Origin of the sequence: Clostridium sp. AUH-JLR23, from assembly GCF_964238065.1 — a bacterium.
Lineage (GTDB): Bacteria > Bacillota_I > Bacilli_A > Erysipelotrichales > Coprobacillaceae > Allocoprobacillus > Allocoprobacillus merdigallinarum.
In genome coordinates this window covers 41,381-53,378 of sequence record NZ_CAXSKY010000009.1, presented here as the reverse complement: position 1 = coordinate 53,378, position 11,998 = coordinate 41,381, and the positions used below count along the sequence as shown (strand labels likewise).

Below are 11,998 nucleotides of genomic sequence, written 5' to 3'. Positions count from 1 at the left end.
ATATGAATAAACAGGCTTTTACATTTCTAACTTTATTTAGTCTTATTCTTGTGTTATCAATTTATTACATCATGTTACCACCAACCTCACAAAATGAAGTTGTTCAAAATGATATTTCTACTATTGAACAATTACAGAATCAGCTTGATAAAAAAAGAGAAGATATTATTACTAAAAACAATGAAATTATTGCAAAAGAATCAAGCACTTCTGAATCTATTAATGAAGCACTAGAAACTATAAGTGAAACAAAAAATGTGACTGAAAAAGAAAAATCAATTGTCACACAATTAGGGGAACTTGGTTATCAGGAAAGTTATGTAGAAATTGATAATCAGACTGTCAAAATAACAATTTTGAAAAAGGATGCAACACAAAGTGATGCTTCAAATGTCATTAAAGAAGTTCTTAATTTAGTAGGTGATTCATATCAGGTGGAAGTTAAATTTATTGATGAATAAAACTTGTATTTTTGTAACTTTTTATATACAATAGTAGTAAGAAGAGAGGTAATGTTATGGCACATAATGAATACTATACTTATACACAAGGACGTGTTAATGGAAAGATTTTGATGAATGTTCAAGTGTTTGATGAAATTACAAAGAGAACTGTCAATGAAATGAAAAATGTTTCTTTAGATACATCTAAGGGAATGCAGATTCCCGGTACAAAAAAAGTAGTAAACTGCTCAATAAAAGATAATGAAGTTTATATATGTATCCATGTTCGTATTAAATATGGTGTTAATATTTCATCAATAACAAAAGAAATTCAGGAGAAAATAGCAGTTGCTGTTAAACAAATGACTGATGTTGACGTACAACACATCAATATTGAAGTTGATAATATTGAGTTTGATTAAAGTAAGAAAATGATTTCTTACTTTTCTTTTGTTTATTTTTATATATAATTGTGGTAAAATGTAATATATTTGAAAATTGTGGAGGCAACTTAATTATATGGAAAAAACACATAGAAAAATAGCGAGAGAACAAGCTACGATTTGTATTTATCAAAATTTATTAGTAGGAACTTCTCTTGATGAAATGCGTACTTATATATCAGAAAATGAAAAGTTATCAACAAGCGAAGATTCGTTAAAATTTGCGTTGTGGTTAGTAGAAACAACATTACAGAATAAAGAATCTTATCAAAAATTATTAGAAAAACATTTAAAGAAAGGTTGGACTTTTGAACGTTTAAGCGTTATGGAAAGAGCCATCTTATTAATTGCGGCTTGTGAATTGTTGGAATCCGATCTTCCTAAAACAATTGTGATTAATGAAGCTGTTGTTAATGCTAAGAAGTTCTGTGATGATGAATCTTATAAATTCATTAATGGTATTTTAGGACATATTGCTTAATGGATGCAAAAAAATATATTAGTGTACATACATTAAATAAATATATAAAAGCAAGATTTGATCAGGATGCTTCTTTGCATAATGTCTATATTACTGGTGAAATTTCAAATTATAGACCACATCCTAGTGGTCATCTTTATTTCACTTTAAAAGATGATCATTCAAGAATTTCAGCAGTTATGTTTTCTTCGGCAGCAAAAAAACTTCAATTTCAATTGGAAAATGGAATGAAAGTGTATATACGAGCCCGTGTTTCGGTTTATGAAGTCACTGGTGAATATCAGTTATATGTACAATCAATTGAACAGGATGGCCTAGGAAAGTTATATCTAGCATTTGAAGATTTGAAAAAGAAATTAGCAAAAGAAGGCTTATTTGATGAAAAGTATAAAAAGCCTATACCTCGTTTTCCTAAATCTATCGCTATTTTAGCAGCTAAAAGTGGAGATGCTGTTCATGATTTTATTGAAATTGCACATTCACGTTTCCCTTTTGTAAGATTGATTTTTTTCCCAATTCCAGTCCAAGGGAAAAATGCATATTTAAAAATTATCGAAACTTTACAAAATGTAGATCGCATTGGTTTTGATTTAATTGTGATAACACGTGGTGGTGGTACAATTGAGAATTTGTGGAATTTTAACGAAGAAGCTTTAGCCCGCGTTATTTTTCAATGCCAGACGCCTATTATTAGTGCCGTTGGACATGAATTAGATTTTACAATATGCGATTTTGTCAGTGATTTGCGTTGTCCAACTCCAACAGCAGCAGCTGTAAGCGCTACGCCTGATCAGGAAGAATTAAAAAAACATTTGAATGGATTAACCCAACAATTGGTGCATGATATGAACCACTATCTTCAAAATTGTCAACAAACATTAAATAGATTAAAAAATTCTTATTTTTTAACAACACCAGAAGCTCTTTATTCACAAGAGATATTACGTCTAACACATTTACAAGATCAGTTCTCTTATCAGTTTAAGTTATTAAATATGAAAGTTGAACAACAGCTTTTACATCATCAAAAACAGTTAAAGCAAAAAATGGATCAAAATATACAAAAACAAAACTATAAAATCCAACAATTGATTATCCAACTTGATGCTTTAAGCCCTTTAAAAGTTATGCAGAGAGGTTATACTTTAATAAAGAAGGATAATCAACTTATAAAATCTCAAAACGATGTAAAAACAGACGATCTTATTGATATACAATTTTATGATGGTATGAGAAAGGCACAAATAAAGTAGGTGAGAAAATGGAAGCAATGACATACGAAGAAGCTATAAAGCGCTTAGAAGAAATTGTAAGCTTACTTGAAAATAATGAAATTGCATTAGAAGATAGCATAGCTTTATTTCAAGAAGGTATTACTCTTTCTAAATATTGTGATGAAAAACTAAAAAATATTCAAGAAAAAGTCGCACAAATATATGAAGATGGAAAGCTCAAAGAATTTAAGAATGGGGAATAATACAATGGATACAATGAAAGAAGAAATTAACCAACGTTTAGTGAAATTATGTGAACCATTGAAAGATGGAAGAGTCAAGGATGCAATGTTATATTCCTTATTGGCACCTGGTAAACGTTTGCGTCCAATTTTATTTTTAACAGTGTTAAGAGCTTATCAATTTGATTACCATCAATATTTAGATGTTGCATGTGCAATTGAGATGATTCATACTTATTCACTTATTCATGATGATTTACCTGGTATGGATAATGATGATTTAAGAAGAGGAAGAAAAACGTGTCATAAAGAATTTAATGAAGCTACAGCTATTTTGGCTGGAGATGCTTTATTAAATTTAGGAGTTAATATCATATTACAAACAACTTCACTTGATGATTCTTTAAAAGTTCAACTTACTAATCTTTTGTATCAGGCAAGTGGAATTAATGGGATGATTTATGGGCAACAACAAGATCTTTATTTTGAAAATCGAAAAGCTGATTTATCTCAATTAGAAGATATCCATAAACATAAAACAGGAGAGTTAATTTCAGTTAGCATGCAAATGGCTGCCTGTATCGCCAAAAAAAGTGATCTTGATGCATGGAAACAACTAGGTTTTGACTTAGGTTTAGCATTTCAAATTCAGGATGATATTTTAGATGTTACAGGGACGACTGAAGAGTTAGGAAAAAAGGTTGGAAGTGATTTGGAAAATCATAAATCTACTTATGTAAGCTTGATAGGAGTCGAAGCTTCACAGAAAAAAATCGAAGAATTATTCCAAAAATGTTATGAAAGAATTTATGCAATGCAAATTAATCATGGATTGATTTTAGAATTGTTTATAAAAATTTTGAAAAGGGTGAGTTAAATGAAACTTGAGCAAATCAAGAATCCTCAGTTTTTAAAACAATTAAATATTGAAGAACTAGAAGAACTGGCTGATCAAATCAGGTCGTTTATTATTCATCATGTATCTGAAACAGGTGGACATTTTTCTAGTAATTTGGGGGTTGTTGAATTAACAATTGCTTTACACTATATTTTTGATTCACCATTAGATAAAATCATTTTTGATGTTGGACATCAATCTTATGTTCATAAAATATTGACAGGACGAGCTGCACAATTTTCAACACTTAGACAATATAATGGTTTGAGTGGTTTTCAAAAGAAAAAAGAAAGTATTCATGATGTATGGGAAGCTGGTCATTCATCAACAGCATTATCAGCAGCTATTGGAATGGCTATTGCTAGAGATTTAAATCACGAACAAGGTGAAATGATATGTGTTGTAGGTGATGCTGCACTTATGAGTGGGGAATCATTTGAGGCGCTTAATTATATTGGATCTGTTGATTCTAAAGTGATTATTATTCTTAATGATAATAATATGTCTATTTCTAGAAATGTTGGTGGCTTAAGTAATTTCTTTTCTGATATTCGTATGTCTACGCAATATAAAAACGCTCGTAATAATTATATTTCTTTTTTGAGTAAATCAAATTTAGGAAAAAAAGTTTATAAAATAACAAAAAAAGTGAAAGATCAAATAAAAAACAATGTTATTAATGATAATATTTTTGGTGAATTTGGTTTAGATTATATAGGACCTATTAATGGTCATGATTTTCATGATCTTTTTAATGCTTTGAGTTTGGCATCTGAAATGGATCATAGTGTTGTTGTTCATGTCCATACTGTAAAAGGAAAAGGATACCCTCTTGCTGAAAATGATTACTATGGAGTATATCATGGTGTTGCTCCATTTGATTATCGTGAAGGTATTCGTTCAAAAGAAAGTTCTATGATTAGCTGGAGTGAAGTTGTTGCAAGACATATTGAAAAATGGATGTATGAAGACCAGGACATTGTAACAATTACACCAGCAATGATATCAGGAAGCTGTCTGCGTCATATTTTTGATACTTTTCCTGATCGTGCTTTTGATGTAGGCATTGCTGAAGAACATGCTATGACTTTTGCTGCTGGACTTTCAAATGCTCAAAAGAAACCATTTATTACTATTTATTCTTCTTTTTTACAGCGTGCATATGATCAGATCAACCATGATATTGCAAGAATGCAATTACCATGTCTCATAGGCGTGGATCGTAGTGGACTTGTTGGTGCAGATGGTGAAACACATCATGGCGTTTTTGATATGAGTATTCTTTCATCTATTCCAAATCTTGTTATTATGACACCTAAAGATGCTATTGAAATGAAAATGATGATAAATACTGTTTTTCGTCACTTTCAACATCCATATATTCTCAGATTTCCAAAGGGGAATATTGAAGATAAAGATGTTTCTTTAGATAAGGAGATAAGTATAGGATCATGGGAAAAGATTATCTTTGATTCACAGAATGCTTTAACTATTATGACTTATGATGTAAAAGTTGATCGTGTTGCTCATTGGCTTATGACAGAACAATTACCAGTTAATTTAATTAATGCACGTTTTATTAAACCTATGGATGAAAATATTCTTGATGAACTGTCTCAAACACATCAACATATACTTGTTTATGAAACTGATTTGATGATTGGGTCGTTAGGTGCATCTATTGCTCATTATTATTCAAGAAAGAAAATGCCTATGACTATTGATTATATAGGAATTGATGACCATTACACACCTCAGGGAGATTTAGACACATTATTCAAAATAGAACATATACATTTAGATGATTTAAAACAAAAAGTAAAGGAGATACTTGATGAAGAAGGAAAGAGTTGATATTCTTTGTGTAGAGCAGGGATTATTTGATTCTCGCGAAAAGGCAAAGCGAGCTATAATGGCGGGAATCGTTCGTGATGATTATGACTATATTGATAAACCTGGTACTAAAATACCAGTTGATTCACATTTGCATATCAAAGGAGAAAAATTGCCTTATGTATCACGTGGCGGACTAAAGCTTGAAAAAGCTATTCAAATTTTTAATTTAGATTTAAATCATCTATTAATGCTTGATATTGGTTCTTCTACAGGAGGATTTACAGATTGTGCTTTACAACATGGTGCTAGAGAGGTTTATGCATTAGATGTTGGAACAAATCAGTTAGTCTGGAAATTAAGAAATGATCCTCGTGTTCACGTTTTAGAACAAACAAACTTTCGATATGCTACAATGGATTTATTTCAATATGGTCAACCGGATTTTGCGAGTATTGATGTTTCGTTTATTTCGTTAAAACATATCTTTCCTGCTTTATCTCAGATTTTAAAAAAGGATTCATATTGTGTAGCTTTAATTAAACCACAATTTGAAGCTGGCAGAGAAGATGTAGGAAAACATGGAATTGTTTCTCAACCTGAAATTCATCAAAGAGTCATTCAAGAAGTTATTACATATGCCCATGAACAAGGATTTTCTTTACAGGGACTGACTTACTCGCCAATTACTGGAGGAGAAGGGAATATTGAGTTTTTAGGATGCTTTATTCATCGTCAGAATGTAGATAAAGATATAGATATTTATAAAGTTGTCGAAGAAGCACACAGCCATTTTAAAGGGTAGGTGAAATACATGTTAAAAAGTTTATATGTTTCATCATTTGTTATTATTGATAAAATGAAAATTGATTTTCAAGAAGGAATGAGCGTTATTACTGGAGAAACAGGAGCTGGAAAATCTATTGTGATTGATGCTATTGGACAATTATGTGGTAACCGCTCTTCCGCTTCATTTGTCAAAAAAGGATGTTCAGAAGCTGTCATTGAAGGTGTTTTTGATGTGACTGTAACACCTCAACTAGAAGCCATATGTCAGCAATTACATATAGAAGCTGATGACGAGTTTATTATTACAAAAAATATTCAAAGTAATGGTAAGAGTCAAGTTAAAATCAATTATCAATCATCTACTCATAATGCTTTAAAGTTATTAATGCCTTATTTGATTGATATTCATTCTCAATTTGAAACACAAAAACTTTTTGCTCAAAAAAACCATATCCTTTTATTGGATGAATATGCAAAAGATGAGCTACAAGATCTTTTCTTAGATTATCAAACTCAATTTCAACAATATAAAGATATACAACAACATTTGAATCAAACTATTCAAGAAGATATGTCAGATGAACAGCTTGATTTTTTAAAAAGTCAATTAAAAGAAATTGAAGAAGTCAGTTATACAGATGATGAAATAGATCGTTTTGAAGAAGAATTAAAAATATTACAAAATTATGAGAAAATGAATGAAAGTATTCAAAATTTTGAACAACTTATGAATAATGGTCAAGGTGTTTTACCAAAATTAAAAGAGGCTACTTATGCAATTCAATCATTATCTTCTTATCAAGAGTTTGAGGAACCTGTAGAAAGTATACAAAATCTTTATTATAACTTATTAGATATTACAGAAAATATACTGGATACATATCGTTCTTTTCATTTTGATGAATATCGTTTTAATGAACTTCAAGATATTTTATTTAAAGTCAATAGATTAAAAAGAAAATATGGTTTTACAATGCAAAATATTCAGGAATATCATGATGAATTAATACAAAAAATTCAAACTATTGAAAATAGAGAAGAATATATTTTACAGCTTCAAAATAAGCTTCAGCAACAAGAAAAGAAAACAAAAGATATCGCAATGCAAATGCATCATATACGTAAAAAATATGCTAAAAAATTTGAAGCTGATATTCATCAAGAACTCCAAGACTTATATTTAGATAAAGCTATTTTTAAAGTTCAAATAAAAGAATCTCAAATGCTTCAGCCACTAGGATGTACTAATGTACAATTTATGGTTTCTATCAATCAGGGACAAGATTTAAGCCTTTTAAATGAAACAGCAAGTGGGGGAGAAATTTCACGTATAATGTTAGCAATAAAAACAACAATTTTAGAATATAACAGTATTGATACTATTATTTTTGATGAAATTGACACTGGTGTCAGTGGAAAAGTTGCGACGAAAATTGGAGAAAAAATGAAAAAAACAGCTTCCAAAAAACAGGTTATTTGTATTACTCATTTACCTCAAGTTGCAGCTTTGGCAGATTATCATTATTGTATTGAAAAAAAATCAACTGATGATGAAACTATCACTTCTATTCATCTTCTAGATTCTAACCAAAAAATTATAGAAATTGCAAAAATGTTATCTGGTGAAACTATGACTCAAGAAGCTATAGCAAATGCTAAAAAATTATTAGATGCATAAAATAAAGCATATATGCCAAAATAAAATGTAATCAATTTGATTACAAGGAGGTGTATATGCTTTGCTTTTTAAAAAGTTGAGTATATCACTCATCACTGTCGTTTCATTAGTATTCCCATCCTTTCAAGTCTTTGCAGCAGATGTTATTCTAGGTGGTCAATCAATAGGGATCGAGCTTGATTATGAAGGTGTTATGATTACTGGAACTTATGATATTTCTATTGACAATCGTCCTTATAATCCAGCAAGTGATGGCTATCAGTCTGGTGATTTAATTACGCAAGTGAATCAGCAGAATGTAGAATCTATTTCAGAGTTAATGGAATCTGTTAAGGACAGTGTAGAAAAGAATCAAAAAATTATGTTAACCTTAAAACGTCAGAATAAGACCATAAAAAAAGAATTGAAATTTCAAAAAAAAGATGATCAATTTACGACTGGACTTTATGTTCAGGATGGTTTAACTGGCATAGGGACGATGACGTATTATAACCCTGAAACACATCACTTTGGAGCATTAGGACATATGATGTATGATACTTCATTATCAAGTGATACAACGATTAAAAATGGAACAGTTTATAATTCGTATGTAAAAAAAATAAACCCTTCTCAAAATGGAAATCCAGGAGAAAAAATTGCTGAAATCGGTTCTATTGAAATAGGAAGATTGTATGAAAATAATAATTATGGTATTTATGGCCAATATACAAATTTTTCTGATCAACTTCAAACAATTTCAACAGCTTCTATGGATGAGATTGAATTGGGAGAAGCTTATTTTTTAACTGTTCTCAATGGTCACGAAGTCAGTCGTTGTTCAATTCGCATCACTGATTTAAAGAAACAAAACGAACCTGATGTAAAGGGTATAACTTTCGAAATAACAGATGAAGAAGTTCTGTCATTAACAAATGGTATTGTTCAAGGAATGAGTGGTTCACCTATCATTCAAAACAATAAACTCATTGGATGTGTAACACATGTTGACATAAACAATGTTCATCAAGGTTATGGATTATATATTGATTGGATGCTTAAAAACGACAAATAGAAAGAGAATCCTGCTAGATTCTCTTTTTCTTATTTCAACACGATTAGACTTTTTAACAAACTTTATGTCGAAAAAAGCAGTGAAAATTTTGACGAATAGATATAAATTCATTTTTTCACATTTATTTTTTGTATAAAGACTAGGAATATGAATTTGACACATATATAATAAATTTGCTGATGAGAAGAAATCGAAAGGGAAAATTGGAAATTATGAAAACATTTATTGCTATCGAACAACCAGAGTTATTGGAAAATATAAAATATAATTTAGAAAAAACAAATAAAATGACTGTTGTTGGAACGGCACAAAATGGTATTGATTGTTTAAATTTCTTTAATCAAAGAACTTGTGATTTATTAATTATTGATCTGATGTTATCTGAAATTGATGGCATTGGCGTTTTAAAAAAACTAAAAGAAATGAATAAACAATCTTTTCAAAAAGTTATCTGTATTACCCAATTTACAAATCAGACAATTTGCAATATGTTAGAAGAACTTGGTGTCACTTATTGCTTTAAATATCCTTTTGATATTCAACACTTTATTCAATCAACACTATATATTACTGCTTCTGAATTCCAAAAAACAGATTTAATGGATCAGAATGAATCTGAAAAATATAAAAAAGTGAAGATTGAAAATGAAATCACAGAAATTTTACATGAAGTTGGAATACCTGCTCATATTAAAGGTTATATGTACTTAAGAACAGCTATTTTAACAACATATTATAATATTGAAATTCTTGGTCAGGTTACAAAAGTTTTATATCCAGATATAGCAAGAATGTATAATACAACTTCATCTCGTGTAGAAAGAGCTATTAGACATGCTATTGAAGTCGCATGGAACAGGGGAAATACAGATGCTATTGATGATATATTTGGTTACACTGTTTCGGCTGTTAAAGCGAAACCAACAAATTCAGAATTTATTGCAATGATTGCTGATAAATTAAGATTAGCACATAAAACTGATCATGTAAAAAAAGAAAGTCTTTATAATTATAAAAACTATATGTTAAAATAGTTATGAAAGTTGAGGTGATTTCTTTGCAAATTATTTTTCATATTGATTTGAATGCATTTTTTGCAAGTGCTGAAATCTCTCAAAATCCTGATTTAGAAGGAAAACCTATTGTTGTCTGTCGTGAGTCACGTCGCAGCATTATTACAACTGCCTCTTACGAAGCAAGAAAATATGGAATTCATTCAGCAATGCCTTTATTTCAAGCAAAAGAACTATGTCCTCAATTGATTACTGTTCCACCTCATTTTCAACTATATAAAACTCTATCTCAACAATTTTTTGAGCTTATCTCATCTTTTTCAAAAAAACTTGAAGTCGCAAGTATTGATGAGTGCTATGTTGATATGTCAGAATATATTCAACATCAGCATATCCATCCATATCAGGCCGCTAAAGACATTCAAAATCATGTTTTTAAAACTTTAAAATTACAATGTTCTATTGGTGTTGCGCCTAATAAATTTCTTGCTAAAATGGCTAGTGATATGAAAAAACCAATGGGGATAACCATGATTACAAATCGTAATTTTAAAGAAAAACTTTGGCATTTACCTGTAGGGGATATGCATGGAATTGGGAAAAAGACTGTTCCAAAATTACAGCAAATGGGAATTTATACTATTGGTGATTTGGCAAAATATGAAAACTATGAAAAAATAAGAACTATTTTTCAAAAGAATACATTTATTGTTTATCAAAGAGCTAATGGCAAAGATTTCTCTAAAATCAATTATGAGAAGAATGAGTTAAAATCAGTTGGAAATTCAACGACTTTTGAAAATGATAGTCATGATGAAGAATTCATTAAATCTGTTTTTCATTCTTTATCACAGGAAGTTTCAAATCGTGCCAAAAAAAGAGATCTTGTATCTAATTCTATTTCTATTACACTTAAATATACACGAGAAAAATCAAAAACAAAACAAACTATTATTGATCAATATACAAATGATTTTGATATCATTTATGCGACAGCTTTATTATTGTTTGAAAGTATTTATAATGGTGAAAATTTACGTCTTGTTGGTGTCAGTTTAAATAATGTTGTTCATGTTCAAGATTTAAATATACAGTTATCTTTATTTGGTAAACAAGGGAATCATCTATCTCATCATTCTCAAACCGATCAGTTTATTCATCAATTTAATGAACACTTTCCTGATATGAAAGTTATGAAAGCATCCTCACTTATTGAAGATGATGAAATTCAAAAAAAGTATCTCAAAAATAATGAATAATTTTAAAGAACGCTCATATGCTTTACAGAGGTGATAACATGAGTGTTTTTTTACAGCGTTTTATTCAAAATAAAAAATATATACTTATTGCAATTGGGGTTACTGGATTAATAGGTTTTTTATTTGGTTTTTATCAGTATACGCATACACAGGAACCTATACAAAAGTTTTTCCATTATTTATTTTATTTAAATATTGAAAGTTATACAAATCATTACCAATTATATATTATTCAAAGTGGATTATTGCTTTTTATTTGTACATATTTAAGTACGAGTTATGTAGGACAATTAGGTTTGTTATTTATAACTTTTTTAAAAGGATTACAAATATCATTTTCTCTACAATATGTTTTATCTGTTGTTCAAATGAATGTAATTATGGTTATTTTAATGTTATGTGAAATTCTTTTTGAAATCATCATAGTTTCAATTATTGTTTATATTGGCCTATATATATCTAGTTATGTGACATTAGTTAATTTTTATATCGAACAGAATTTTAATATCAAAAGTATTTTAAATTATCGACTTAATTTTATTATTGCCTCATTGATTGTACTCACATGTTCATTAGCTTTTCGATTATATATTGTTCCTTTATTTTAGAAGTGACTTTAGTAGTTTTTTTTGATAAAAATTGTTATAATAG

The 11,998-nt window shown here is 29.3% G+C and carries 13 protein-coding genes; all 13 read left to right on the top strand.

The genetic code is table 11. From position 1 onward, the window contains the following. Positions 1-2: 2 nt before the first annotated feature. The 13 genes from ACESR5_RS06015 to ACESR5_RS05955 all read left to right on the top strand — a co-directional run bounded on the left by ACESR5_RS06015 (position 3) and on the right by ACESR5_RS05955 (position 11,955). The gene (locus tag ACESR5_RS06015; protein WP_087244035.1) at positions 3-461 is read left to right on the top strand and encodes a SpoIIIAH-like family protein; all 459 of its coding nucleotides are present in this window, start codon (positions 3-5) and stop codon (positions 459-461) included. Positions 462-517: 56 nt separating this feature from the next. Further along, a complete protein-coding gene (locus tag ACESR5_RS06010; RefSeq protein WP_087244034.1) occupies positions 518-865 on the top strand; it encodes an Asp23/Gls24 family envelope stress response protein in 348 nt (115 codons plus the stop codon). A gap of 97 nt (positions 866-962) precedes the next feature. Beyond that, on the top strand, positions 963-1,367 hold the full coding sequence (gene nusB / locus ACESR5_RS06005; RefSeq protein ID WP_087304188.1) for a transcription antitermination factor NusB: 405 nt from the start codon (positions 963-965) through the stop codon (positions 1,365-1,367). Further along, entirely contained in the window at positions 1,367-2,620 is a 1,254-nt protein-coding gene (xseA, locus tag ACESR5_RS06000; RefSeq protein WP_087244032.1) for an exodeoxyribonuclease VII large subunit, read from the top strand. The genes nusB and xseA overlap by 1 nt, the downstream gene beginning before the upstream one ends. A gap of 8 nt (positions 2,621-2,628) precedes the next feature. Then, positions 2,629-2,844 carry an exodeoxyribonuclease VII small subunit gene (gene xseB / locus ACESR5_RS05995; RefSeq protein ID WP_087244031.1) on the top strand — a complete coding sequence of 72 codons (216 nt, stop codon included), beginning with the start codon at positions 2,629-2,631 and terminating at the stop codon, positions 2,842-2,844. 4 nt (positions 2,845-2,848) lie between these two features. Then, positions 2,849-3,700, top strand: coding sequence for a polyprenyl synthetase family protein (locus tag ACESR5_RS05990; RefSeq protein ID WP_191492113.1), 852 nt, complete (start codon positions 2,849-2,851; stop codon positions 3,698-3,700). Then, positions 3,701-5,575: a 1-deoxy-D-xylulose-5-phosphate synthase gene (gene dxs / locus ACESR5_RS05985; protein ID WP_087244029.1), complete on the top strand. Its 1,875-nt coding sequence runs from the start codon at positions 3,701-3,703 to the stop codon at positions 5,573-5,575. Then, the gene (locus ACESR5_RS05980; RefSeq protein ID WP_191492111.1) at positions 5,556-6,359 is read left to right on the top strand and encodes a TlyA family RNA methyltransferase; all 804 of its coding nucleotides are present in this window, start codon (positions 5,556-5,558) and stop codon (positions 6,357-6,359) included. The genes dxs and ACESR5_RS05980 overlap by 20 nt, the downstream gene beginning before the upstream one ends. A gap of 9 nt (positions 6,360-6,368) precedes the next feature. Continuing rightward, positions 6,369-8,021, top strand: a complete 1,653-nt coding sequence (recN, locus tag ACESR5_RS05975; protein WP_373154699.1) for a DNA repair protein RecN — start codon at positions 6,369-6,371, stop codon at positions 8,019-8,021. A gap of 61 nt (positions 8,022-8,082) precedes the next feature. After that, a complete protein-coding gene (locus tag ACESR5_RS05970) occupies positions 8,083-9,075 on the top strand; it encodes a SpoIVB peptidase S55 domain-containing protein (protein ID WP_373154698.1) in 993 nt (330 codons plus the stop codon). A 212-nt stretch (positions 9,076-9,287) separates the two neighbouring features. Further along, a complete protein-coding gene (spo0A, locus tag ACESR5_RS05965) occupies positions 9,288-10,109 on the top strand; it encodes a sporulation transcription factor Spo0A (RefSeq protein ID WP_373154696.1) in 822 nt (273 codons plus the stop codon). A 23-nt stretch (positions 10,110-10,132) separates the two neighbouring features. Continuing rightward, positions 10,133-11,347 (top strand): DNA polymerase IV, encoded by a 1,215-nt coding sequence (gene dinB, locus ACESR5_RS05960; RefSeq protein ID WP_373154695.1) that lies wholly within the window; start codon positions 10,133-10,135, stop codon positions 11,345-11,347. Between the two features lie 38 nt (positions 11,348-11,385). Then, complete coding sequence (locus ACESR5_RS05955; protein ID WP_191340785.1) at positions 11,386-11,955, top strand: hypothetical protein; 570 nt, start codon at positions 11,386-11,388, stop codon at positions 11,953-11,955. Positions 11,956-11,998: the final 43 nt, after the last annotated feature.